This window comes from Mycobacterium kubicae (assembly GCF_015689175.1).
In the GTDB taxonomy this organism is placed as follows: Bacteria; Actinomycetota; Actinomycetes; order Mycobacteriales; family Mycobacteriaceae; genus Mycobacterium; species Mycobacterium kubicae.
This window is the reverse complement of the sequence record NZ_CP065047.1, coordinates 4,983,767-5,008,864: the sequence shown is the minus strand read 5'-3', so window position 1 is coordinate 5,008,864 and position 25,098 is coordinate 4,983,767. Positions and strand designations below refer to the sequence as shown.

The 25,098-nt window shown below is 66.2% G+C and carries 16 protein-coding genes and 7 pseudogenes; 14 read left to right on the top strand and 9 right to left on the bottom strand.

Annotation, left to right across the window (positions count from 1 at the left end; translation table 11 throughout):
• Window positions 1–5: 5 nt before the first annotated feature.
• The 8 genes and pseudogenes from I2456_RS23425 to I2456_RS23390 form a co-directional block, all read left to right on the top strand.
• The gene (locus tag I2456_RS23425) at window positions 6–1,154 is read left to right on the top strand and encodes an acyl-CoA dehydrogenase family protein (protein WP_007168426.1); all 1,149 of its coding nucleotides are present in this window, start codon (window positions 6–8) and stop codon (window positions 1,152–1,154) included.
• A 25-nt stretch (window positions 1,155–1,179) separates the two neighbouring features.
• The gene (locus I2456_RS23420; protein ID WP_007168427.1) at window positions 1,180–1,938 is read left to right on the top strand and encodes an SDR family NAD(P)-dependent oxidoreductase; all 759 of its coding nucleotides are present in this window, start codon (window positions 1,180–1,182) and stop codon (window positions 1,936–1,938) included.
• A 422-nt stretch (window positions 1,939–2,360) separates the two neighbouring features.
• A pseudogene (locus I2456_RS29035) lies at window positions 2,361–2,828 on the top strand (site-specific integrase); the annotation flags it as partial.
• Between the two features lie 97 nt (window positions 2,829–2,925).
• Window positions 2,926–4,278 (top strand): IS30 family transposase, encoded by a 1,353-nt coding sequence (locus tag I2456_RS23410; RefSeq protein ID WP_046184758.1) that lies wholly within the window; start codon window positions 2,926–2,928, stop codon window positions 4,276–4,278.
• A gap of 7 nt (window positions 4,279–4,285) precedes the next feature.
• Window positions 4,286–4,876, top strand: a pseudogene (locus I2456_RS23405) (tyrosine-type recombinase/integrase); the annotation flags it as partial.
• Between the two features lie 29 nt (window positions 4,877–4,905).
• Window positions 4,906–5,232, top strand: coding sequence for a helix-turn-helix domain-containing protein (locus I2456_RS23400; protein WP_007168431.1), 327 nt, complete (start codon window positions 4,906–4,908; stop codon window positions 5,230–5,232).
• A 140-nt stretch (window positions 5,233–5,372) separates the two neighbouring features.
• Window positions 5,373–6,500 carry an integrase gene (locus I2456_RS23395; RefSeq protein WP_224112882.1) on the top strand — a complete coding sequence of 376 codons (1,128 nt, stop codon included), beginning with the start codon at window positions 5,373–5,375 and terminating at the stop codon, window positions 6,498–6,500.
• A 21-nt stretch (window positions 6,501–6,521) separates the two neighbouring features.
• A pseudogene (locus I2456_RS23390) lies at window positions 6,522–7,624 on the top strand (IS256 family transposase); the annotation flags it as partial.
• A gap of 190 nt (window positions 7,625–7,814) precedes the next feature.
• On the opposite strand, the pseudogene I2456_RS23385 reads toward I2456_RS23390, so the two are convergent.
• From I2456_RS23385 to I2456_RS23370, 4 genes and pseudogenes are all read right to left on the bottom strand, one after another.
• Window positions 7,815–8,033 (bottom strand): annotated as a pseudogene (locus I2456_RS23385) (transposase); the annotation flags it as partial.
• A 46-nt stretch (window positions 8,034–8,079) separates the two neighbouring features.
• Complete coding sequence (locus I2456_RS23380) at window positions 8,080–10,023, bottom strand: tyrosine-type recombinase/integrase (protein ID WP_007172497.1); 1,944 nt, start codon at window positions 10,021–10,023, stop codon at window positions 8,080–8,082.
• Complete coding sequence (locus I2456_RS23375; protein WP_007172498.1) at window positions 10,020–11,069, bottom strand: tyrosine-type recombinase/integrase; 1,050 nt, start codon at window positions 11,067–11,069, stop codon at window positions 10,020–10,022. Before I2456_RS23375 ends, I2456_RS23380 begins: the two co-directional genes overlap by 4 nt.
• A 116-nt stretch (window positions 11,070–11,185) precedes the next feature.
• Window positions 11,186–12,199 (bottom strand): annotated as a pseudogene (locus I2456_RS23370) (IS256 family transposase); the annotation flags it as partial.
• Window positions 12,200–12,354: 155 nt separating this feature from the next.
• On the opposite strand from I2456_RS23370, the pseudogene I2456_RS23365 reads away from it, so the two are divergent.
• A pseudogene (locus tag I2456_RS23365) lies at window positions 12,355–12,933 on the top strand (tyrosine-type recombinase/integrase); the annotation flags it as partial.
• 117 nt (window positions 12,934–13,050) lie between these two features.
• Here I2456_RS23365 and I2456_RS23360 read toward each other — a convergent pair.
• The 3 genes from I2456_RS23360 to I2456_RS23350 are packed head-to-tail and all read right to left on the bottom strand — an operon-like array spanning window position 13,051 to window position 17,290.
• Window positions 13,051–13,641, bottom strand: a complete 591-nt coding sequence (locus I2456_RS23360; protein ID WP_101930903.1) for a hypothetical protein — start codon at window positions 13,639–13,641, stop codon at window positions 13,051–13,053.
• Entirely contained in the window at window positions 13,638–16,127 is a 2,490-nt protein-coding gene (locus I2456_RS28970) for a tyrosine-type recombinase/integrase (protein ID WP_007168436.1), read from the bottom strand. The genes I2456_RS23360 and I2456_RS28970 overlap by 4 nt, the downstream gene beginning before the upstream one ends.
• Window positions 16,124–17,290, bottom strand: a complete 1,167-nt coding sequence (locus I2456_RS23350) for a tyrosine-type recombinase/integrase (protein ID WP_007168437.1) — start codon at window positions 17,288–17,290, stop codon at window positions 16,124–16,126. The genes I2456_RS28970 and I2456_RS23350 overlap by 4 nt, the downstream gene beginning before the upstream one ends.
• 135 nt (window positions 17,291–17,425) lie before the next feature.
• Between I2456_RS23350 and I2456_RS23345 the strand changes: the two are divergent.
• From I2456_RS23345 to I2456_RS23335, 4 genes and pseudogenes are all read left to right on the top strand, one after another.
• A pseudogene (locus I2456_RS23345) lies at window positions 17,426–17,926 on the top strand (tyrosine-type recombinase/integrase); the annotation flags it as partial.
• Window positions 17,923–18,450 carry a hypothetical protein gene (locus I2456_RS28710; RefSeq protein ID WP_224112849.1) on the top strand — a complete coding sequence of 176 codons (528 nt, stop codon included), beginning with the start codon at window positions 17,923–17,925 and terminating at the stop codon, window positions 18,448–18,450. The pseudogene I2456_RS23345 and the gene I2456_RS28710, both read left to right, overlap by 4 nt.
• 97 nt (window positions 18,451–18,547) lie before the next feature.
• Complete coding sequence (locus I2456_RS23340) at window positions 18,548–19,993, top strand: tyrosine-type recombinase/integrase (RefSeq protein ID WP_224189100.1); 1,446 nt, start codon at window positions 18,548–18,550, stop codon at window positions 19,991–19,993.
• 26 nt (window positions 19,994–20,019) lie between these two features.
• Window positions 20,020–20,892, top strand: a complete 873-nt coding sequence (locus tag I2456_RS23335) for a site-specific integrase (RefSeq protein ID WP_167380263.1) — start codon at window positions 20,020–20,022, stop codon at window positions 20,890–20,892.
• Window positions 20,893–20,957: 65 nt separating this feature from the next.
• On the opposite strand, the gene I2456_RS23330 is transcribed toward I2456_RS23335, so the two are convergent.
• Together I2456_RS23330 and istA are read right to left on the bottom strand one after the other, a co-directional pair.
• Entirely contained in the window at window positions 20,958–21,770 is an 813-nt protein-coding gene (locus tag I2456_RS23330; RefSeq protein WP_033711543.1) for an ATP-binding protein, read from the bottom strand.
• A complete protein-coding gene (istA, locus tag I2456_RS23325; protein ID WP_065133523.1) occupies window positions 21,767–23,281 on the bottom strand; it encodes an IS21 family transposase in 1,515 nt (504 codons plus the stop codon). Before istA ends, I2456_RS23330 begins: the two co-directional genes overlap by 4 nt.
• A 457-nt stretch (window positions 23,282–23,738) precedes the next feature.
• Here istA and I2456_RS23320 point away from each other — a divergent pair, with 457 nt between their 5' ends.
• Window positions 23,739–24,977 carry an IS110 family RNA-guided transposase gene (locus tag I2456_RS23320; RefSeq protein WP_007172236.1) on the top strand — a complete coding sequence of 413 codons (1,239 nt, stop codon included), beginning with the start codon at window positions 23,739–23,741 and terminating at the stop codon, window positions 24,975–24,977.
• Window positions 24,978–25,098 lie beyond the last annotated feature (121 nt).

The following is a 25,098-nucleotide window of genomic DNA, read 5'->3' as shown; positions in this document are numbered from 1 at the left end:
AAAGCATGCCCGGACTCTTATTCCCGGACTACGTCGTTCCGTGGGAGACCGAGGATCAAAAACTCCTGCGCAAGCACGCCGCCGAGTTCTTCCGCAAGGAAGCGACTCCCAACCAAGCCAGGTGGGCGAAACAGCAGAAGGTGGACCGAGAATTTTGGAACAAAGCCGGCGCTGCCGGGCTTTTGGGCCTCGACCTGCCCGAGCAATACGGCGGTGGTGGCGGCAGTTTCGGTCACGAGGCGGTGGTGATGCAGGAGCGCGCCTACGCGCACGACACCGCGTTCGGTTTCTCCGTGCATTCGACGCTGGCTTCCCACTACATCGCCGAGTATGCCTCCGAGGAGCAGAAGAAGCGCTGGATCCCGAAGATGGTCAGCGGGGAGATGGTGATCGCCGTCGCGATGACCGAACCGGGCACCGGGTCAGACCTGCAGTCGATTCGCACCACCGCGGTTCGCGACGGCGACGAGTACGTCATCAACGGCTCGAAGACCTTCATCTCCAACGGTTCCCACTGCGACCTGGTGGTGATCGTGGCCAAAACTGAGTCCGGACTGTCGCTGATGGTGGCCGAAACCGAAGGGCTGGCGGGTTTCCAGCGCGGCCGGGTTCTGGAGAAGGTCGGCCAGCACGGCCAGGACACCCGGGAGCTTGCGTTCACCGACATGCGGGTGCCGGCCGCAAACCTGCTCGGCGGCGTTGAGGGCAAGGGCTTCGCCCAGTTGATGGAGCAACTTCCGCGCGAGCGGTTGACCATCGGGGTCGAGGCGATCGCGATGGCGGAGGCGGCGGTAGTAGAGACGATCCGTTATGTCAAGGAGCGCACCGCGTTCGGCAAGCCCCTCCTCGCCTTCCAGAACACCAAGTTCGTGCTGGCCGAATGCAAGGCGGAGGTGCTGGCCGGCAAGGCGCTGATCGACTACTGCACCGGCCGGTACCTCGACGGAAAACTCGATGCCGCAACCGCATCGATAGCCAAGATGTGGGGATCTGACAAACAAGTAGAGGTCACTGACAAGTGCCTGCAGCTTTTCGGTGGATACGGCTACATGATGGAATACCCGATCGCGCAGATGTATGCGGCGGCTCGGGTGCAGAAGATCTACGGCGGCACCAACGAGATCATGAAGGTGCTGATCGCGCGAAGCCTGTAGACAGACACACAAAAGGAGCAGCCGAATGGACATCGCAGCTAGCAGCGCGGTCGTCACCGGTGGCGCGTCCGGGCTCGGTTTGGCGACGGTGGAGACGCTGGCGCGGTCCGGAGCGCGGGTGGTCGCCGTCGACCTGCCCAATGCAAACACGGACGCGCTAAGCCTCCTCGGCGACACCGTCCGGTTCGCGCCCGCCGACGTCACCGACGAGGATGCAGTGACCAGGGCCATCGAGATCGCCAACGCGGACAAGACATTGCGTATCATCGTCAACTGCGCCGGCGTCAGCGATGGCACCAAGACCGTCAGCAAGAAGGGCCCTTTCCCGCTCGACGCGTTCGAGAAAGTAATCAAGATCAACCTGATCGGGACCTTCAACGTCGTGCGCCTGGGCGCATACGCAATGTCGCAGAACGACCCCGTCGGCGGCGAGCGTGGCGTGATCGTCAACACTTCCTCCGGCGCGGCCTTCGACGGCCAGATCGGGCAGGCGGCCTACTCCGCTTCCAAGGGAGGTGTGATGGCGGCGACGCTGCCGATCGCGCGTGATCTGTCGTCGTACTTGATCCGGGTCAACACGATCGCTCCGGGGCTGTTCGAAACCCCGCTTCTCAACTCACTTCCAGAGGCTGCGCTAACCGCTCTCAAGGCGCTGACGTTGCACCCAAACCGACTCGGTGATCCTGCCGAGTACGCACACCTGGTCGTAGCCATCGTTGAGAATCCGATGCTCAACGGCGAGACGATCCGTCTCGATGGCGCAGTACGGATGCCTCCGAGGTGATGTCCGGCCGTCAGAGTTGCTGATTGGATCCCACAACTCCAGGAGAGAATCAACGTGCAGGACAGTGTCCGCGTCGTCGTCGACCATGTGAACGAACACGGAAAATCGCGGCTGAGCGAGCGGCGGGTGGTGGCATCGGTGGGCCAGGCACTGCGTTGCAAGATGCGCAACGAGCGTGAACGCAGTTTCGTCTTCGTCACTCCGAGTCGGAGTCGGAGAGAGAGAGGCTTAGTCACGTTAGCCAACAGTCGACGAGTTCCTGAGCCCACGGGTATCGCCCGTTAGCCCTTTCAACGCCTGGAACAGCCGTTGTTGGCGTGTCCCTCCATCAAAACTCTCTGATGAACCGGCATCATTCTTGCTGACTGAATAGTTGATCAGATGATGTTTCTTCACTTTAGGTGAAGTCGAGGAGGCGTGGGTTGGCTCTGGCTGTGGTCCGCGATCTGCGGGAACATCGAGTACCGGCGAGCGAGGAGGAGCTTGCCGACTTCGAGACCGATGTGTTGGCCGGGTTCGTGCTGGCACGGGCGTCGGCCGGATTGGTCGACAGCACGATCCGCAACGACATCAACCACCTCGAGCTGATCCACGACTGGTTCGGCCGGCCGCTGTGGGAGATGCGGCCCGCCGATGTCGACGTCTATTTCGGCAAGGTGCTGCGCGACGCCAACCCCTCGACTCGCACCGGGCGGGCGGCGGCACTGACCGTGTACTTCCAGTTCTTGGAGCTTCGGCACAAGATCGACCTGCACAACATGACAGGTCGGGTCGTCGAGTGCCCGCTGGACGAGATCAACCGGCCGCGAGCCTCGGTCGATCCGCAGCTGCGTATCCCTCCGACCGCCGACGAGGTGGAGCAGCTGTTCGCCGGGTGGCGCCAGGAACTGGCTGGATTCAATCGGTCGTTGCAACACCTCGATTCCTCGGAGGTGTGTGGTGGCGTATGGGAAGCGGCAGTTGGAGGTTCGTGCGTATCGGGGGCAGATGCCCTCCCCGGGGCGGCCGTCGGTGGCCTGGCGGCAGGACAGGGTCCGGTTCTGGGCGGGGATCGCTGCCGGAGCGATGACCGAGGACGCCGCTACCGAAGCGGGCGTGTCTTCGCCGGTCGGGTTCCGCTGGTTCCGCCATGCTGGCGGCGTGAATCCACGCTTGCCAGAAACTGTTTCGGGCTGCTACCTATCCTCGAATGAGCGCGAAGACATCGCTTTATGGCGTGCCCATGGTGCCGGAGTGCGCGAGATAGCCAGGAGGCTGCGCAGGGCGCCGTCGACCATCTCGCGTGAGCTGCGCCGTAACGCCTCGACGCGCACGTATCGGCTCGACTACAAGGCCTCGGTCGCGCAGTGGCATGCCGAAAGGCGGGCGAGGCGCCCGAAGACGGCCAAGCTGGTCGGCAACGACCGGCTGCGCCAGTACGTCCAGGACAAGCTCTCCGGTGTCGTTCGTGGCGCTTACGGGCAGATCATGGCTGGTCCGGCCGCGACGCCGTGGAAGGGACGCAACAAGCCGCACCGAGGGGATCGGGCCTGGGTGACAGCATGGAGTCCTGAGCAGATCGCCCATCGGATCAAGCTTGACTTCCCTGATGATGAATCCATGCGGATCAGCCACGAGGCCATCTACCAAGCGCTCTACGTGCAAAGCCGCGGTGCGCTCAAGCGGGACTTAATCACCTGCCTGCGCCGGGGTCGGGCATTGCGGGTGCCGCGGGCACGGTCTCGGCAGAAAGCGTGGGCGCACGTCACGCCGGAGACGTTGATCAGCGCTCGGCCGCCGGAGGTCGCTGATCGCGCGGTCCCGGGACACTGGGAGGGAGATCTGCTGATCGGGTTGCAGCGCAGCGCGATCGGCACGCTGGTCGAGCGCAGCAGTCGGTTCACGATGTTGATCCATCTTCCGCGGGAGGCCGGATACGGGCTGATTCCGCGGACCAAGAACGGGCCGGCTCTGGCCGGCTACGGCGCCCTCACGATGGCCAACGCCCTAGCGCAGACGATCACCTCGCTGCCCGAGGAACTGCGCCGGTCGCTGACCTGGGACCGGGGAAAGGAACTGTCGGCGCATGCCCAGTTCTCGATCGCCTCCGGGGTCAAGGTGTACTTCGCCGACCCGAAGAGTCCGTGGCAGCGTGGCACGAATGAGAACACCAATGGCCTGTTGCGCCAATGCTTTCCGAAGGGCACCGACCTATCCCGGTGGAACGCCGACGACATCGCGGCGATCGCTCACACCCTCAACACCCGACCACGCAAGACCCTCGGATGGCGCACCCCGGCCGAAGCGTTCAACGAACACCTACACTCACTTCAGCAAGCCGGTGTTGCAACGACCGATTGAATCCAGCCTGGTCACCTGCCGCAAGTTCGCCCCGGCCGCCCGCAACTACGCGGTCGCCCGGCTGGCGGCCGACGTGGGACTGCGCATCAACGAGGCGCGGATGCTCGACCTCGACGATGTGCGGTGGGAGCTGGGGCGGTTCGGCAAGCTGAACGTCCGTCACGGCAAGGGATCACGCCGCAAAGGCCCCAAACCGCGACTGGTGCCGCTGATCAACGGCGCCGACCGCAGCCTGAGATGGTTCATCGAAGACGTGCTTGGACTGTTCGATATCGACCCGAATAGCCATGCCGCGCCACTGTTTCCGTCCGAACGCAAGAACATCGACGGGACGTGCATGCGCGCGACAGCTGACGTCTATCGCCGATCGTTGGCGGAGGCGGCGGACCGGCATCTGCCTGCGTGGTCGGGGAAGCTGACCCCGCATGTGCTGCGGCACTTCTGCGCGTCCCAGCTTTACCTCGGCGGAATGAACCTGTTCGCCATCCAGGAATTATGTGGTCACGCCTGGACGGCCACGACGGCTCGATATATCCACGTCCACGCCACCCACGTCGAAGATGCCTGGGTCACAGCACAACGTAACAACACGAAGTAACTGCACCTACGAACTTAAGGATTGGCTCAATGAAGTGGAATCTACGCCTGACCGCGGCCAACCGCGGCATTTGGAAGGCCAGCGAACTCCAACGGATGCTGGCCGAGCGCGGCCTGGTGATCAGCGCCGGCAAGATGTCGGGCTTGTGGTCGGGCAACCCCAACGCCATCAAGCTCCACGATCTCGATGTATTCTGCGCCGTGCTCGACTGCGCCATCGACGAACTGCTGATCCCCGAGCCCGAAACCGTGGCCGCACCCACGCCGAAGGGTAGCGAGGAGGCCGCCGCTGCGGCCGGTGAGGCACGTCCCGTCACCCCGCGCGCTCGGACGGGAAGGTCGCTGCCGCCGCGATGAATTGCCTGCAATGCGGAGCCGAACTGCCAGCCAACGGTCGCCGCGACCAAAAATACTGCGGCAGAAGCTGTTCAAAAAAAGCGCACTACTATCGCGGAAAGGCGGGACTGCCTGCTCGCCCGCCCCGGCGGCATCCAGCCTTGGAATCCGACGACCCCGTGCTCGTGGCCGCTGCGGTATACGCCCGGGAACGCGCTGCCGCCCACGATTGGTGCGGTGAGACCACAAACCGATGCCTCGACGCCCTGGTCACCCTTCTGGCCGGTCGGCCCCCCGGTGATCGCGTGCCGCTCAAAGAGGTTCGAACACGGCCGCATCGGCTCGCGTCCCGTCGCAGGCTTGTCGAAATCCTCTCCCACTTCGACCTGCTGACAGACGACACCGAACCTCCGATCCGTGCCTGGATCGACCGCGTCACCGCGGAACTTCCGCCAGGGTTCGCCGAGCCGTCGCACCACTGGCTCCTTACCCTGTTGGTCGGCGGCGCACGTGCTCGCCCACGATCGCCCAGGACCCTCTACAGCTACTTCGGCGCGGTCAGGCCCCTTCTCGCGCACTGGTCCACCTCCTACGACCATCTCAGGGAGGTCACCAGGGCCGACGTCGACGCGACGCTGCGGCCGTTTCAGGGAAACCAGTGCCACAATCTGATCAAGGCGCTGCGGTCGCTGTTCCGGCACGCCAAGAAGAATGGTCTGGTCTTCAGCAACCCAACAGCGGGTTTGAAGAGCCAACCAGTAGACCAAGACCTCGTGCCCATCACCGATGATGAGGTGCGCTCGATCGAACAGCTCGCGAGCGAACCGCGTGCACGCCTAGTTGTGGCATTGAGCGTCGAACATGCCTGCCGCACAAGCGTTATACGCAAACTGGTGCTCGACGACATTGACCTGCCGAACCGGCGGATCACCCTTGCTGGACAACCAACGGCTCGGCGAGCTCACCCACAGAGCGCTGATCACATGGCTCGACCACCGCCGGGACAGATGGCCCCACACTCCGAACCGGCACGTTCTACTCACGACGAAAACTGCATTGCGCACAACGCCGGTGAGTCAAACATCGGTGAAACAATCGTTGAGCGACAATGGGTTCACGATCGAACGCATCCGTGCCGACCGAATCCTTCACGAAGCGCTGACCGCAGGCCCCGACCTGCTGCATCTGTCTCTCTCGTTTTCGGCATCTCCCACAACACCGCGCGGCGCTACACCACCGCGAGGGAGTATCCGAAATTCGGTGTAAGTGGCCCGACACGCCGGGTGTGAGCCTGGCGGGGAAGGTCCACGATGACCGAAACGATGAGGGCTGTGACAGCAACAGCCGATGTCCACGATGATGAAGTGATGGTCAGCTCTCCGACACCGGAGGAGCTGGCGACGGCCCGCGAGCTGGTGCGGGCGGCCCAGGCCCGCGGGGTGTCGTTCGCCGATACCGCTGACGGGGTGCTTAAGGCGCTGACCAAGACGGTGGTCGAGACCGCGCTGGAAGAGGAGCTCGCCGATCACCTCGGCTATGACAAGCACGATCCGGCCGGGCGGGGGGCGCCGAATTCACGCAACGGCACCCGCACCAAAACCGTGTTGACCGACACGGTCGGACCGGTCGAGATCGCCGTGCCCCGCGACCGCGGCGGCAGCTTCGAGCCCCAGATCGTCAAGAAAGCATCAACACCGGTTGACCCGGGTCGATGAGATCGTGTTGTCGTTGTATGCCAAGGGATTGACCACCGGGGAGATCGCCGCCCACTTCGACGAGCTCTACGACGCCAAGATCTCCCCGGACACCATCAGCAGGATCACCGACAAGGTCCTGGCCGACATGGCGGAGTGGACCGCGCGGCCGCTCCGTCTACGCCGCAATCTTCATCGACGCGCTGAGCGTGAAAGTGCGCGACGGTCAGGTCGCCAACCGACCGTTCTACGCCGCGATCGGGGTCGATCTGGCCGGGCACAAGGACGTGCTCGGACTGTGGGCCGGCGACGGCGCCGGGGAATCAGCCAAGTTCTGGTTCGCCGTATTGACCGACCTGCGCAACAGAGGCGTCACCGACACGTTCTTCTTGATCTGCGACGGACTTAAGGGGCTGCCCGACGTTGTCGGTGAGGTGTGGCCGGCCACCATCGTGCAGGCCTGCACCGTGCATCTGATCCGCAACAGCTTCCGCTACGTACCGCGCCAGCACTGGGACGCCCTGCGCCGCGATCTCAAACCGATCTACACCGCCCCGACAGCGGCGGCCGCAGAAGCGGCGCTCGAGGCGCTCGCCGACCGCTGGGGCAGCCGATATCCGGCCCTGATCCGACTGTGGCAGTCGTGTTGGAATGAGTTCATCCCGTTCCTGGATTACGACACCGAGATTCGGCGGGTTCTGTGTAGCACCAACGCAATTGTTATCTGGAGTCCTCCGGGCGGTGTCCTTGATGTCCGACACGAGGCGTTCAGATCCCAGGTTCTGCGTGGTGGACGTGATTATCTGCAGTCGTCCAGGAGGCAAGAACCTGCGGAGGGACGATGCAGATTGCGGTCAAGTCCAGGGACGTGGTGTACGACGTCGTCGTGTGATTCTTCGACTTGGTGGTTTAGGCGGTCAGTGCCGCCGGGGTGTCCTCCTGTTCTGTTGATGGCGTGTGGTCGGCGCGGGATTTGCTGAGGACGTCGAGGCCGAGGTAGCGGCGGGATTCGGCCCATTCGTCGTGTTGTTCGGCCAGCACCGCGCCGACGAGGCGGATTAGGGCGTTGCGGTCGGGGAAGATTCCGACGACGTCGGTGCGCCGGCGGATTTCCTTGTTGAGTCGTTCTTTTATCCGGCCCTCGGGGGCGGGTCAACCCGTCGGGGTGGGATGTTCATCGATCGAGGCGCTGGAGGTGGTCGGTAAGGGCGTGGGCGACGCGGTCGTGGCGGGCGGCTTCGTCGGTCCAGCCGCGGCACTCGGCGTCGGTTCTGAGGGCCTGGACGTCGGCGAGTTGGTCGGTGAGCGTGTCGCGGAATTCGGGGGCGGTGACGTAGTTGTCGCAGGTTTCGCAGATGTTGGCATAAGGGCACGCGCCCGCGGATTCGTGGCGAGCGCAGTATCCGTGTGCAACGCGGGTTTTCAGCATTTCACTGTGCAGCCAGCCGACCTTGTCGGGCAGGATCGGTTTGCCGACCGGGGTGAGGGTGAACTGGCGGCGCATCTTGCCCATCGCTTCGTCGTAGGCCGCGCGCAGGGTGGGCGAGGCCAGGGTGGCGTAGCGGATCGTCATTTGTGGAGTGACGTGCCCGAGTAAGGACATCAAGGCCTGCAGACTCATCCCGGCGTTGGCGAGTTCGGTGGCCCAGGTGTGGCGCAACTGATGTGGAGTGACCATCAGGACGCCGCCGTCGGGACGGTGCAACCCGGCGGATTCAGCGGCGGTGAGCAGCCCGTTGCGCAGCCGGGTGTAGCCCAGGCGGCGTCCGTGCCGGGTGAACAGAAAGTCGGTGAGCACGCCGGTGCGTGGGTGCGGCAGCGGCCGGTGCGTGCCGCGGAGGGCGACCCACTCGTCGAGCGCGGCGAGGGTCGCGGCGGAGAGCGGGACCATGCGTTCGGTGGCGAGCTTGCCCAGTGGCACCTTCAGCCAGGTTCCGGCCGGTCCGTAGTCGATGATGCTGCCCAGTTCGAGGTCGAGCAGTTCCCCCGCCCGCAGGCCGGCACCACGCAGCACGGTCAGGCCGATGCGGGCGAACGGATCCTGCAGGTGGGCAACGGCGTTCATCACTGCCGCGTCCACATCGGGTGCTAGCGCGCGTGGCAACGGCTGGTCGAGTTTGGGGACGTCGGCGGCGAATACCAACCGCCGTGGTGGGGCCTGCGCCCAGCCCCAGGCGGTGATGTCGTCGAGCAGGTTGCGCAGACTGAGCACTGCCGACTGGGCCACCGCGGCCGAGACGGTGCGCCCGGCGCCCGCGGCGGCGCGCTGACCACGCCAGCCCCGGGTGCGATTCCATTTCAGGTAGCCCTCGATGCAGCTCCGGTCGAGTTCACGCAGGCTGATGACGTCGGGATGGTGAGCGGTGAGGTATTCGGCGAAGGGCAGCAGGTCGTTGATCAGCGACTCGACCGATTTGGGCCGCAGCACCGCCGCGCGCACGCCGATGTAGCGCAGCAACGTCTGACGGATCGGGTCGGGCATCTCCACCTCGGTGAAGCGCTGCTCGAGGCTACGGGCCCACCGCCGGCGTTTCGGCGCGGTGTCGATGACCGCGGTCTCGAACAACAGCTGCCGCAGGCTGGCCAGCCGCCCCCTGTATGCCCGCCGCGACGATGGCGGCACCACGGTACGTGACAGCGCGGCGTCGAAGTCGTCGAGCGCGTCGCCGGTCAGGTCGGCGACCATTCCGCCGTGGTGTGCCAGCACTACCGCCAGACATTCGCCGAGGACCGTCTCGACCCAGGAACTCCTCCAGCCCAACCGAATTCCCGCATTCCGCAACGCGGCGAATCCGCTCGGATCCCGGTCCTCCACTGCGCGGCCCAGCCCGGTCAACTGTTTGACCGCGGCCAGCTCGACGTCCAGCCGTAACCGGCCGGTGCCGATCGTGTGACAGATCAGCGGCCACGCCCCGGTGTCCCGTATCTCGGCGATCCGCTCGGCTGCCGGCAGCGTCATCCAGGCGTGCAGGTCGCGGTGGCGTGCGGTGAAGTCGCGAGCGATCCGAATCCGGTCGCGTACCGCCCGCCCGCTCAAACCCAGGGTGGCGACGTGGTCGAGATAATCCGCCACCACCTCGTCGGCGCCTACGGGTTGGCCGACCAACACCGTGGTCACTGCCGGGCTCCGGCCAACGTCGCACGAGCAGCACCGTATTCGGCGGCGAGCTGCTCGATCGACAAATGCACGTAGCGGGCCGTGGTCTCCGGCGAGACATGCCCCATCAACGCCCGCAACGCCAGCAGATCGATTCCGGCCGCCGACAATTCGGTGCCGTAGGTATGCCGTAAACGGTGCGGGCGGACTCTTGTGGCGCCAGAGGTCTCCCGGTGCCGACGGAACAGGCTGCGCAGCCCGGCCTCGCTGACCGGTGCACCGGTCGTCGGGCCGCGCAGCACTACGAAGCACTGCGGCGTCGCCAACCCCGGCGGCCGCTCCCATCGCAGGTAGGCGGCGAGCTCGGTGAAGAACGCCGCATCGACCGGGACATGACGTTCCTTGCCGCCCTTGCCGATCACCCGAAGCCGGCGCCGGCCCATATCGACGTCGGCGAGCAGCAGGCCACGCGCCTCGGCCGAACGCAGCCCTCCGAGTAGCATCACCAGCACCATCGCCCGGTCCCGGTGCGTTGCCAGTGTCGCCAGGAACGCGTCGACATCGTTGGTGGACAACGATTCCGGAAGACGCTGCGGCTGACGCACCAACCTACCGCCACTGCGTGCACGCCCGGGACCCAGATGACCGAGCAACCCCCGCTGCGACTGGCGCAGCCCCTGTCCCCGCCGCGGCGACGGCACCGGATTGTCGGTGCAGACACCGGTCATCACCAGATACTCGAATAACGCGCGCACTGCCGCGACCCGGCGGTTCACCGTCGAAGCTGCCGGCGGGGTCGACGAGCGGTGACCGCCGGTGGGCTGGTCCGTTCGGCGGACGCCTTGCCAGTCGATCCAGTCGAACACCAACGGCGCATCGACCGCGGCGAGCCCGACCGCTTGCTGGACGAGGAACCGGCTCAAATTGGCGACGTCGAATGCGTAGGCCCGCACCGTGGCCGCGCTGAACCCCCGTCCCGCCAAATGGTTGAGAAACGCGTTCACCGCGTCCTGCCCGTCCCAGTCGCCCTCCAGGACATATCCGCTGTCGCTCTTGAGTACCCGCATCGCCGCTCCGCCTTCCCCCACCGAGATGCAGACAGCATCCATCCGTGCTCAGCGCTTGTGCGTGAACCTCACGCTGCAGCCCGAACCGTGTCCCCGGAGAGCCGGTTAACGGATAGTGGGTTGTTGGACCAGATCTGCCGCCAAATTTGTTTGGGGAAGGCGGTGAAGGCGAGCAGGTCGGCGCGGGCGTCTTCGAGGTGGTCGGCGACCTTGGGGAGCTTGTCGGCCAGTGCGTCGATGATGCGGTCATATTGGGCTGCAACGGAACCGGCGTCAGGTTGATCGAAGACCGAATGCAGTAGTGTGCGTACCCACGGCCACGATGATTTCGGAGTGATGGCCATCAGGTTGGTGGCGTAGTGGGTGCGACACCGTTGCCACGATGCCCCAGGCAGGGTGGCGCCGATCGCGGCCACCAGACCGGCGTGGGCGTCGGAAGTGACCAGACGGACCCCTGATAGGCCGCGGGCGGTCAGCGACCGCAGGAAGGTCAGCCAGCCGGCCCCGTCCTCGGCGGTGGTGACGTCGATGCCCAGGATTTCGCGGTAGCCCTCGGCGTTGACCCCGGTGGCGATCAGCGCGTGCACGTTGACCACCCGGCCTGCTTCGCGAACCTTGAGCACCAGGGCGTCAGCAGCCATGAACGTGTACGGGCCTGCATCCAGTGGCCGGGTCCGGAACGCCTCGACCGCGGCGTCGAGCTCTTTGGCCATCACGCTGACCTGGGACTTCGACAAGCTGGTGATGCCCAGAGTCTCGACGAGTTTGTCCATCCGCCGCGTCGAAACGCCCAGCAGGTAGCAGGTAGCCACCACCGTGGTCAGGGCCCGCTCGGCGCGTTTGCGCCGTTCCAGCAGCCAGTCCGGGAAGTACGAACCTTGCCTTAGCTTGGGAATCGCCAGATCCAATGTGCCTGCGCGGGTGTCAAACTCGCGGTGCCGATACCCGTTGCGGGAATTGGTGCGCTCGCTGCTGCGCTGGCCGTAGCCGGCACCGCACACCGCGTCGGCTTCGGCGCCCATCAGGGCGTGAATGAAGGCGGCCAACAACTCGCGCAGCACATCAGGGTGCGTGGTGGTGAGTCGTTCGGCCAGCACGGCAGACAGGTCGATATCGTGGGCAATGGTCATCGCGTTGATTCCTTTGCTCGAGTGACTTTGGTCGGTCCCTCGAAGAATCACGCGATGACCTTCATTCATCCGGCTACGACACGCCGGTCATCACCGGCTCGTACACCACTCTGCTGGACGCAACTCAGATTGCACGAGTTATCTCGCCGGTCTCGTTGCGTGAGTCGTGGACCGTTCTCGGCGACGACGATGCTCCGGTAGCGCCGGTCGACCGGTATCTGGCGTATCTGACCGACATCGAGCGATCACCGAACACGGTCAAGGCATACGCGCACGATCTCAAGGACTGGTTCGGTTTTCTCGCCGAGCGTGGTCTGGACTGGCGGGGCGTTCGGCTCGACGATCTCGGTGAGTTCGTGGCCTGGCTGCGGCTTCCGCTGCAGGCCCGGCATGGGCAGGTCGCGGTGTTGCCGTCGGTGCCGCATCATTGCACGGAATCGACTGTAAACCGCAAACTTTCGGCCGTCGGGGCGTTTTACACCCACGCTGCACGAGATGGGGTGGATGTCGGTGAGCTGCTGACCTCGTGGCAGGTCGGCGGCGCGCGCGGCGGTTGGAAGCCGTTCCTGCACCACATCAGCAAGGGCACGCCGAGGTCGAGGCGGGTGATCGCGTTGAAGACGCCGAAGAAGCTGCCGCGGGTGCTGTCGCCGGACGAGGTGCAGGCGATCCTGGACGGCTGCGGCCGGTTGCGGGACCGATTGCTCTTCGCCGTGCTCTACGACACCGGGATGTTCTCCAGGGCTCGGCCCCCGTGCGCCAGCGTGATTCTCTGAGTTTGTGCAGCTCAGAAGCTGATGTCGGAGATGCTATCCACCGCAACAGGTGTGGTGCAAGCAGACTCGCGCGTGTCATCGCAGCCGGGTTGGTGTGTTGAGTCGGGCCATGAGTTCGCGGTTGGCCGCCCGGGCTGCGGCGAGGTCTTCCTCGCGTTCGTCGAGTTGTTGCTTAAGGTCGAGGTTGTGCTGCTCGAGCTGGCTGATGCGCTGGTGGAGGGCGTCGATATCGGTGCGGGCGCCGAGCCCGGACTCGCGCCACGTCTGTTCACCGAGCGCTTCGGACAGCCGCTTCTCCAGCTGCTGGATGCGCGCGCCGAGCCGGGCGGCGCGTTCGTGGGCAGCGAGCAGATCGGCCTGCAGTGAGGCTCGGGTGACCCCAGGGCCGGTGTGCTCACTCGGGACTGGATCTGCTTGCAGCGCATGGATTTTCTCGAGCAGGTCGGGGTGTCGGTAGAGGAATGTGCGGTCAACGGCGGCGGCGCGGGCGATCGCGGTGGCGCTGAGCCGGTCGCCGGCGGCGGCGGCTTGGTCGATCGCGGCCAGCACGCGCCGGCGTCGGCGCATCGAGTCGTCGCGCCGGCCGTCAAGCATCGATCGGGTGCGTGTTGTCGACGAGACGGATTGTGCGGGTGTGTGATTCGACGTGGTAGCGGTGGTGGTCATGCGGTGGCCTCCGAGGCGATGGTTGTCGGTGCGGGTGGGGTGAGGCTGGGCATGCCCAGCGGGACGGTGTGGGCCGCGCGGTGACGGCGCACGATAGCGATCGCGTCGTCGATGCGGGCTTGCTCGGTCTCGTTGAGGTCGGCGACGTCTGCTTTGATGCGGTTGATCAGCCGCCGGATGCGGGTGATCTCCTCGTCGGTGGGGGTGGCATCGGCGCGGGCCCAGTCATCGACCCCGTCGATGGTGGCGGCCAGCCGTTCCCGGGTGCGTAGCAGATCATCGAGGTAGGCCTGCAGGTCGGGCAGGAACGCGATGTTGGTGCGGAAGTGATCGCAGCCCACGCAGCGGAACCGGACCGGGCAGGCCCCGCCGCCGGCCTTGACGTTGGTGGGTTCGGTGCAGGTGCCGTAGGGGACGGCGACCTCGCCGACGGCGTGGCGGGCGCGTTCGGATTCCAGCAGCATGCGCGCGTCACGCCAGATCCGGTTGCCGTGCCGGTCGAAACTGAGCGCGGTGACGGTGTCGACGGCGTCGCGGCGACGGTCCTCGCCGATGCGGTAGTAGCGCCGGGTCATGGAATAGCTACGGTGATCGAGCAATTCGGCCAGAACGTCGATCGGCACCCCGGCATCCGCGTGACGTTGGGCATAACAATGCCGATAGGCATAGGGCGTGACCTTGGTCTTGTCGACCTCGACCCCGTCGCGGGTGCGCAACACGGGCAGGGTCGAGATCCACTCGCGGTGCCGGTTGTCGAGCGTATCGATGCTGATCGGCTTTCGCCCCTCGGGGTTGCGGCGTGGTGTGGGCAGCAGTGTCAGTTCTGCGGGCGGGGTGTGAGGAAACATCGCCCGCACCCGGTCCTGCTGAGCGGCAATGACTTTCGCGGTAGCTTCGCCGATCGGCACACGCCGTCCGAGACGGTTGGCCTTGGCGTTGTCGTAAACCAGCACCGCCGATCCGTCCTTGTCGCGGTGCAGGCAGTTCAACGGCAAGGCGAGAATGTCCTCGGGCCGGCGCCCGGTGTCGATGCCGATCTGGGTGGCGACCCGCACCTCGACGGGTTCGAGGGCATCGAGGTGGGCGCACAGGATGGCCAGGACCTCCGGTGGCAGGTCGCGGCCGGGTTCGCCGCGTTCGGGTTCGGCGGGGATATCGCCGCGCTCGATGGCGAAATCGCCGGCCAGTCCGGCGGCTGTCTGCCCCGGCCGGGTCAGGCCGAGGGCGCGGATCCCGGCCAGCACCTCGCGCATGTCACGGCAGATGCCGTTGCGCCGGTATCGGCTGATCTCGCCGACGGACTCCAGATAAGCGAGTCGGTTGAGGAAATCCTCGATGTCGCTGCGGCCCAACGCCGAAGCGACGAGTCCACCATCGGGTCTGCGGCCGAGGAACTCCGACAGCAGCCGCAGCGCGTTGATCTTGCCGCGCACTCTCGCGGCGCCGCGACCTCGGTGGCGCGGGAGTTGTTCTGCTGCCCACCGCTTGACGGACTGGGCCAGCCAGGCCTGGCCGATCCCGGTGAACGACAAAGACCCGCGATGGCCGAAGACCGCGAGATCCCATGTGTCCTTTGCCTGTTCGCTGCCGGGATCGGCCAGAGCCCGCCGGACGTGCTGGGTCAGGGCGCTCCGCAGCGACCGCACGGACTTGTTGCGGGTGATCTCGGCCCGGTCGGTGGTGATCGAGGCGGCCTGTCGCCGGCGCAGCCCGTCGCAGAGCACCCGCAGCTCTACCTCGGTGATCTTCGCCCCGCCCCGGACGCGCTGCTGAACGCCGAACAGCACCTCGACCACCACCAGCACCGGCAGCGCGCGCAGGTTCACCCGCCCGCACTCGGCCACACCCGATTCCTGGGCTTGCCACCGATGCGAATCGAACTCAGGGTTGGTACCGAGCGCGCTACGCCAGCGCTGGTAGTGGGTGTTGCAGTAGCCGCGCGCGCTGTCGGCGGGCCGGGTGCACGCGGCCACCGCGCACGCGGGCATCGGCGGCAACGGCCGCACTCGCGGGTCGGCCAGGAACTGCTGCATCGACACCGGCGGTCGCCGCAGGCGGAACTTCTTGGCGTGCGGCTCGCACAACACCGCGTGCCGCACCGTCGGCACACACCGGCATCCCGGCACCGCGCACCGCGTCGCGGACGCGGGTTCGGCGGGCAGGCATGCGGCAGCGGCGATCTCGGCCGTGTTCATTCCCCGCCGAGTCAGGCGCGTGCAGCACCGATGACACACCGTGAGACCGGATTGCACGGTGTTCTGGCATCCCTCGGCCCGGCACACCGTCCGGCCCAACAATCGATGCTCCGCGAGCAACGACAACACCCTGGTCCGCGGATCCCACCCCGCCTCGTCCAAGAACCTGCGGTCGAGCATCCTCGCCAGCCGCGCGGCCGTGCCGATCACCACGACCCCGTCCAACACGTGCGGGGACTCGCCGCAGTCCTGCTCGACCGCGATTCTTTCAGCCAGCCCCACGGCGGTCACCGGGTCACCTGGGCCTGCTCGCGGGGACTGGGCACCGCATCCACGGCGGCCCGCAGCCGGGAGGAGTCCGGATGCAGGTAAACCTGCGACGAGGACACCGCGGCGTGGCCCATCAGGTCGGCGACCACATCGATCCCGGCCCCGGCATCAACAACGTTGCTGCCGAAGGCATGTCGCAACTGGTGGGGCCGCACCGCGACGTCGAGTCCGGCCCGCCGGGACGCCGCGGCCATCAACTCGCCGATCGCATCCGGCCGCATCGGCGCACCGATCCTGCCGCGGAACAGGTTAACGAACACGAAGTCACTGTCGGCGGCGCCGGTGACACGCATGCGTTCGAACTCGTAGACGTCGAACAGTTGCACCACAAGGAAATCCAGCGGCACCACCCGCTCCCGCCGCGACTTGGCCCAGGCCTGGTTCGGGTTGTCGTCTCGGCGCACCACATGCAGATGCGCGCGCTCGACATCGCAGCCCAGCCGCCGCGAGTCCACCAGCAGGTGCACATCGCTGCGCCGCAGCCCGCACACCTCCCCGCGGCGCAACCCGCCCCGCGCCATCAACAACACGATCAATCGGTCCCGCGCCGACCGGCACGCCCGCAGCAGCGCGACGATCTGCTCGTCGCTGGCCCGATCGATCGTCGTCTCCGGTTCCCGCAGCCGATGCCGGGCCCGCATCCGCCACGCCATCCGCCCGTCCTCGCCGCGGGCCTCCGCCGGCAGGTCCCGGTCATCGGCGACCTCATACAGCATCGACACCAGCCCCGCCGCGCCGTGGCCGGTCGCCACCGCGTGCACCACCATGCCCCGCACCGCGGTCAGCACCCCGTTGATCCGCGACGGGCCCCGCACCGCAGCAGCGCCAGGTCCGGCCACCACCACGCTCGCGGCGTCATCGACCGATGACCGGGCGTGAGCCAGCCACGTCATGAACAACGCGAAACCCTCCACACCGGCCTGCCAGGACCGGCCCGACCGGGCACACCAGCGCAGGAACAACGCGATCGAATGCGCATACGCCTTCGTCGTGGACTCGGCCGCGTCGTGGCCGAACCGCAGATGCCGCAGATACGCATCGGCGACATCAACCACCTGCAGGTCCTCATCCAGCACCGTCCAATACCGTTGCCCGGACGGCAAACTCACCGGGAATACTCGCATGGGCTCTCACTTTCGGGCCGACAGTCACAAACAACTACCAGCCACGAGCACCACACCCCCGGAGAAACGCCGAGCAACCCGCCCGATCATGTAGATCGAGCAACGTCCCGCAACAGGTCAGGAAACCCCGGAGAAGGGATGCGGATCGGCGAGGTACTTGGTTTGCGGCACAACGACATCGCCTCCGCTGAGCATGAAGTAACGGTGCGGCGACGCGACAACGCCAATGGCGCGCGCGCCAAGTCACAGACCGTCCGCACGATCCCGGTCAGCAGCGCGTTGATCCGATTGTTCGCCGACTACCTTCACACTGAGTACGGCGATCTGGACAGCGACTATGTGTTCGTCAACCTGTGGGGCCGTCCGCAGGGGCATCCGCTGACCTACGCCGCGGTCTATGACCTGGTGCGGCGGCTGCGCCGGCGGACCGGGATCGACTTCGACCCGCACTGGCTGCGACACACGGCCGCAACCCGGCTGCTGCGCGACGGAGTCAGCATCGAGGTGGTCGCGCATCTGCTCGGACATGCGCACGTGGCGACGACGACCACGACGTATGGGCACCTCACCGTGGAGGACGCTCGGCGGGTCATGGAACAGGCCGGTTGGTTCACCGATGGGCAGGTGCGGCTGTGAGGGCGCCGTCGCTCAAGCCTGCCGGCCCGTCGGGGCTGCTGGGCAAGCTGATGGCCGAGGTCCGCAACGAATTCCGCAGCAATGTACTGGAATTCGGGCCCGAGGATCCGGTGTTTGGTGGAGCCGAGTGCCGGGTTGAGGGGTGCGAGCGAACCGCCCGTGGACGCGGCCTGTGTGAAGGACATCGGCAACGGTGGCATGAAGAGGGGCGTCCGTCGCTGGAGCGGTTCGCCGTGTCGACCGATCCGCGGTGGCGGCGGCGACAACCCAACCAGCGCTGCCGGGTGCCCGGTTGCGGTTACGGCTCTGCCCGTGGCGGCATGTGCGGGCTGCACGCGCAACGATGGGAACGAGCCGGGCGCCCCAGCCTGGCGGGATGGCTGGCCGAACCACAGCCGTTCAAGCAGCCAGCGCCGGGCGCGACCTGCCGCATCCCGCATTGCGAGCTCTGGCCGCAGGGCACGTCTGCGTTCTGCCAAACCCACACCAATACCTGGAAGGGTCAACGGCAGACCCGACATTGACGAGTTCGCCGACCGCTTCGCCGCCGAAACCCCGCTGGCCAGCGAGCAGATCCGGCTCGACCGGCTGACCGGTCAGCTGAAGCTGGAACTGCAGTACGTGCTGCAACGCCGTCACGACGATCGGCAGGGCAAGCTGACCCCGGACGTGGTCATGCGCGTCGTGAAGGCACTGGCCGCAATAGGCGTGGGCTCCCTGCTCAACCACGACGAGGACATCTGGCACGACTGGGCTCGGTCGACGATCAATGACACTCGCTCCCGTGGGTTCCTCAGCTACGCATCCCGGGTGATCGCCGACCTGGCCGAAGCCGGCGGCTGGGACGCCGAATACCCGCGCGATGTCTGGCGCATGCGCCGGCTCGGCTACGACGGAGACCGCACGCTGCGGTTCGGCGGTATTCCGCAGCCGTGGCTGCGGGATCTGGCCAAGCGGTGGGCCCGGTGGCGGCTGTCGACCGGATTGGGCCTGGAAGCCGGCGGCGGCAGGCCGGTCGTTGTGCTCACCCGCTTCGCCGGGTTCCTCGCCGACATCGGCGTCGAGAGCATCGACCGGATCGACCGGCCGGTGCTGGAGCGCTATCTGGCCAACCTGCGCGGCGACTCCATCGGTGCCCAACGTCGCGGGACCCATATCGGGCTGCTCAACCGGTTCTTCGCCGCCGTTCGCCAACACCGTTGGGACACAGACCTTCCCGCAGACGCGATGTTCTTCGCCGAGGACTACCCGAAACGCGACGAACGGTTGCCTCGGGCACTGGCCGAACAGGTCATGGCTCAGCTCGAGGATCCCGACAACCTCGCCCGATTCACCGATCCTGCCCACCGGTTGATCACGATCATCTTGATGCGTTGCGGGCTACGGATCACCGATGCGCTACGGCTGCGCCGCGATTGTGTGGTCGCCGACGCCGAAGGTGCTCCGTATCTGCGCTACCTCAACCACAAGATGAAACGCGACGCGTTGGTGCCCATCGACGTGCAGTTGCGCGAGCTCACCGCCGAACATCGCAACCGCACCGCCCAGCGTTGGCCGGCAGGCACGCCGGTGTTGTTCCCACGGCCGACGAAGAACATTGACGGCACCCACCCGATCGCCAGCCCCACCTACCGGATGGCGCTGTTGCGCTGGCTGTCCGTCTGCGACATCCGTGACGAGCACGGCCAGCCGGTGCACCTAACCCCGCACCAGTGGCGCCACACCCTGGGCACCCGGCTGATCAACCGCGACGTCCCACAAGAGGTCGTGCGACGCATCCTGGACCACGACTCCGCGCAGATGACCGGGCATTACGCCCGCCTGCACGACACCACCGTGCGCCGCCAGTGGGAGGCGGCCCGCAAGGTCGACATCCACCGCACCACAATCATTTTCGACCCGTCCGGTCCGATCGCCGCGGCCGCCTGGGCCAAACAGCGCCTCGGCCGAGCCACCCAGGCCCTACCCAACGGCTACTGCGGACTGCCGGTGCAGCAGAGCTGCCCGCACGCCAACGCACCGTTGACTGAACTAACTGGCCCAGCCGCGTGGCGTGGCGCGGCGTAATGCGCCGGCCCCGATAGCTTTCGGCCATGAACCAAGAGCCAGTACAAACCAGGGATGTAGCCCGTCTTGTTGTTTCTCGCTGTGGGGAGCTCGCCTCAACCGGCGATCTGGGTGAGCCTTACCGGTTGATCGACGCCGAGGGCGCCGTCGTGGAATCAGTGGCCGCGTTTCTACGGGAGCTGCTCGCGGCTGGGCGTTCTCCAGCGACGCTGCGTTCCTACGGCATGGACTTGCTGCGGTGGTGGAGATTCCTCGGCGCGGTCGATGTCGATTGGCGCCGCGCGACGCGGATCGAAGCGCGCGATTTCAGCTGTTGGATTCAGCTGACGGTCAAACACCGGAGAAGGCCATCGTCGGACCAAGTGGTTGCAACCGTGGAGTCGGTTGGGCCGCCGAACCCCGTAACGGGCAAGGCCGCCCTCGGCCCCGGGTATGCCCCGGCGACGATCGCTCACAGCGAGACGGTGCTACGCGGCTTCTACGACTTCCAGCGTGACCTCGGTGCCGGACCGATCTTGAATCCGTTTCCCCTCGATATCGCACGTCGGTCGGAGCGGGCGAATGCCCACCACAACCCGATGGAGGCCTGGAAGCACGACCGTGTAGGGCGCTATCGCCCCAAAATGCCGCAGCGGATTCCGCGGGCGATACCCGACGATCGGTTCAACACGCTGTTCACCGCGCTGCCGTCGAATCGGGACCGAGCAATGGTTGCATTCTGGATCTCAACGGGAGCCCGCGCGTCCGAGCTGCTGGGGGTTCGCCAGTGCGATGTCGACCCAGGCCAACAACTGATCACCGTGGTGCGCAAGGGTTCCCGCGCCATACAGCAACTGCCCGCGGCGGCGGACGCATTTGTTGTCGCCTGCCAGGGTGATGGGACCTCTGGTTTGCCATGAGCATGGGACCGGGTTGTTCCGGTTGTAGGCCGTGCGTTGATGGTGACCGATGGGGTGGTTGCCGGTCAATCCGACGGAGTCGGAGGGGCCGGCTTTTCCGGTCGGGGCTTTTGGCGTTGCCGGTAGGACTGGCCTTCGACGACGAGTTCGTAGGCCGCTGATTGCAGGCGGTCCATCGCGGATTGAGCCAGCAGAGGATCGGCCATCATGGTCAGGATCTCGGGCGGTTCGCGGTTGCTGGTGATGATCGTCGAAGCCTTGCGGTGGCGTTCGACGATGATCTCGTAGAAGTCGGTAGTCTCGGTGGCTTCCAGGCGGTGCAGTGCCAGATCGTCGATGATCAATAGCTCGACGCGGTGCAGTTTGCGCATCTCGTCTTCGTAGCTGCCGTCCAGGCGTGCTCCACGCAGGCGTTTGAACAGTTTGTCGGCCCGTTCGGTGTGCACGCTGTGAAGCCGTCGTACCGCGATGTGGCCTAAGGCGTTGGCCAGGAACGTCTTTCCCACGCCGACCGGGCCCATGACGAGCACGTTGTAGGCATCGGCGAGGAACCGCAGCGAGATCAGCTCGGCCCACAATTGCTGATCGAACGCCACGGCGGTGGAGTCGTCCCAGGCTTGGAGTTGCATCGCAGGATCGAGGTGGGCAGCCTTGGCCCGCCGCGTCGCGGACTCGCGGTCGCGGCGGGTGACCTCATCAGCGAACAACAGCTCCAAAAAGTCGTGGTGCGGCAGCCGGTTGGTGCGGGCCAGCGCCAGCCGCTCCGGGAGGGTGTCGAGCAGCTGACCGAGTTTGAGGCGGCGCATCAACGCTTTGAGCTCGCCGGAGACCTCGATCGGTTTGACCGCCGGCACGGCATCGGGGCGGGCCGGGCTCATGAGGGCCTGCGGACCGAGAAGTCGGAGCCATCCCGCACGAACCTGGACGCCGCCCCGGGTGGTTTCGGTATCAGGGGCATCTGTTCACCGCCGCCGCGGGTCACGATCCGCTCGATCAGTCCGACGTCGATGACTTCGGCATCCAAGGCACGCCGGCAGGCGTCCTCCACGGCGGCGGCGCTGTGGCGGCGCACCAGCCCCAGCAGCCGATAGACCTGGCGCATCTTGGTCCACGGCAGCGGGTGTTCCAACACGGCGGCGGCGTAGGTGCCGACGTGGGTGCCGTGGGCAGCAGCCTTGCGCTGCAGCGCATTGATGTCGCGCATCGCATAGACCGACACGTGCGCGGGCAGATCAGCGGGGTCGGTGTGCCGCCGGCCCGGGGCCATGACGGGGTGGACCTTGATCAACTCACCACGCCAGTACAGCTTCACCGCGTGCGCATCCGTGCGGGCCTCGATCCGCTTGCCGACCAACTCGCCGGGCACGCTGTAGAGCGCTTTGGCGATCTGCACATGCCGGTCTGAGGCGACCTTGGGATGGGTCCAGACCGGGATGTCGAACACATCCTCAGGCACCGGTCCCAGCGCAGGGAGTTCCTCGGCGGCGAACACCTCGGCCGGGCGCAGCCGGGTGGTGCCATGAATCCGCAACCCGGCGGTCTGCGCACACCACAGCCGCGCCCGTTCCCGGCAATCCCCGAGATCCCGGAAGTGTTCTCCGGCATAGAAATTCGACCGCACGTACTGCACCATGCGTTCTACCCGCGGCTTATCTTTGGGGCTGCGGACCCGCGTCGGGTCAACAGCGAACCCGCGGGCCTGGGCATACTCCCGGAACGCGTCATTGAGCCGGGGTTCGGTCGCGTGTGCGGTGGTGACGATGGCTTTCATGTTGTCGGGGATCACCACCGCGAACACCCCGCCGAAGAACACCCACGCCGCTTCGAACCCGGCGATCACATCGTTAAGGGTCTGGCGGTAGGTGGGCCAGACGAACATGTGCCGCGAATACACCGCGGTGAAGATCAACCCGTGCACCACCCGGCGCCGCCCATCACCAGCATCGATGAGCAGACCGAGGCGGCCGAAGTCGACCTGCACCTCCGCACCGGGTTCGCAGTCGGCCACCGGCACCGTGGCTTGGCGCCGCCCGAATCCCAATTCAGTTGTGGCGTAACGGTGCAACGTCCGATACGACACCACCACACCCCGGCGGCCAAGCAGCGTGTGGATCTTGGTCAACGTCAACCCGTCTTTGAGCCACGCCTTGATCTGCTCATGCTCAGCGGCGATCGTCTCCCAGGCAAGGCTCTTGCCAGTCGGCCGGTGCGGGCGAACCTCGGCGATCACCGCCGCGAGCAGCTCATCGGTGAGCTGACTGTCTCCGCCGTCACGGTCGAGCCCGCAGGCCCGTGCCCGGTCGACGTAGCGTCGCACCGTTTTACGATCGGTGCCCGAGAGCCGGGCCACCTCCCGCAACCCCAACCCCTGCAGCCACAGCCGCAGCATTTCCACGATCTCGATCACCGATACCTAATAGCTTTGTAGGGCACTGGACGATTCCTGATCAGAACTCGGGGCTAGACCCCCTTCCACAGGCGGGAACGCCGGCTGCTCTGCGACCTTCCGAGTGAGCGGTCGGCCAGCGAGTGTCGACGGAACGCCTGACCGATACCGGGGTCGGCTAGACCTGCCGGGAGAACGGCGAGGTCGGCGTGTCGTGACCGGCTGCTCCTCGGAAGGGGTTGGGGTGGGGAACGTGGTTCGAGCCCGCCTGCACGATCGACACCTCATCGACGGGGAGCCGTTGAGCTCTGACAAAGACTGGGGGTCGTGCGGGTTGCTGGGGTCGCGAACGGCTCAATCGGAGGTCAGGCCATCAGAGCCTTGCTATTAGGGCGCCGCGCGTTCTCACAAAGGGTCACGCACCCAACACATTTCGACAACCAAGGAGGTAAATTTGTCCATGGTCACGTGTGGGATCGACTGGGCCCAGGATCATCATGACGTCGCGCTGGTGGATGCCGACGGTCGGCTGGTCGCCAGACGGCGCATCCCCGAGTCGGTCGCCGGATTCGCCGAACTGACCGCCATGCTGGCCGATGCCGACGACGACCCTGAGGATCCGATCCCGGTCGCGATCGAGACCCCGCGCGGGTTGCTGGTCGCCGTGTTGCGGGCCAGCGGTCGACCGATCTACCCGATCAACCCGATGTCGGTGGCCCGCTATCGGGAACGGACGTCGATGTCGGGCAAGAAGTCTGACCACGGCGATGCGGTCACGCTGGCCAACATCCTGCGTACCGACATCGACCAGCATCGTCGGTTACCCGCCGACACCGAACTGGCGCAATCGATCACCGTGCTGGCCCGTGCCCACCAGGACGCCACCTGGCGGCGTAACCGGGCCGGCAACGAACTGCGGTCGCTGCTGCGGGAATATTTCCCGGGTTTCCTGCACGCCTTCGCCGACCGTCCCGGCGGAATCACCGCACCCGAAGCTCGTGCGGTGCTCGCCATCGCTGCCACCCCGGCCAAGGCGGCGCGGCTGTCAAAGCCGCAGATCACCGCCGCCCTGCGCCGCGCCGGACGCCAACGCGGCCTGACCACGCTCGCGGCGACAATCCACCAGCAGCTGCGGCTGCCGCAGCTGCGACACCCCGCCCCGGTCGAAGACGCCTTCGGTATCCAAGCAGTCGCATTGCTGGCCACCCTCGACGCTGAGTGCGCCAACGTCGACCGGCTGGGCGAGGCCACCGCCGCCACCTTTGCCCAGCACGCCGACCACAGGATCATCACCTCATTTGTGGGGGTCGGCGACCTTACCGGTGCCCGCCTGCTCGCCGAAATCGGCGACGACCGAACACGATTCGCCGACGCCCGAGCATTGAAGGCGTTCGCCGGGTCGGCGCCCGTCACCAAAGCCTCTGGGCGCAGCATCCGCATCACTCACCGGCACGTGAAGAACAACCGACTTGCCGCCGTCGGATTCGTCTGGGCGTTCATCGCGGCCGGCTGCGAAGGACCCACCCGCGCTCACTACCTGACACGCCGCGACCACGGCGACCGCCACCCCGCAGCCCTGCGCCACCTCTACAACCGCATGCTCGGCCAGCTCTACCACTGCCTGCAAACCAGCCAAACCTACGACCCAATCAAGGCATACCGACCACCCCCGACGCACCCCACACGAGCCGCCGCTTGACTGTTAACAAGATCGGAGGTCTCCCGGTAGCTCATCAGGCCAATACAGCGGCCCAACAACCGGAAGAACCCACGCCACGCCGGGGTGGTCCCATAACTGGCAAAACAGCCAGTCAGGTGGT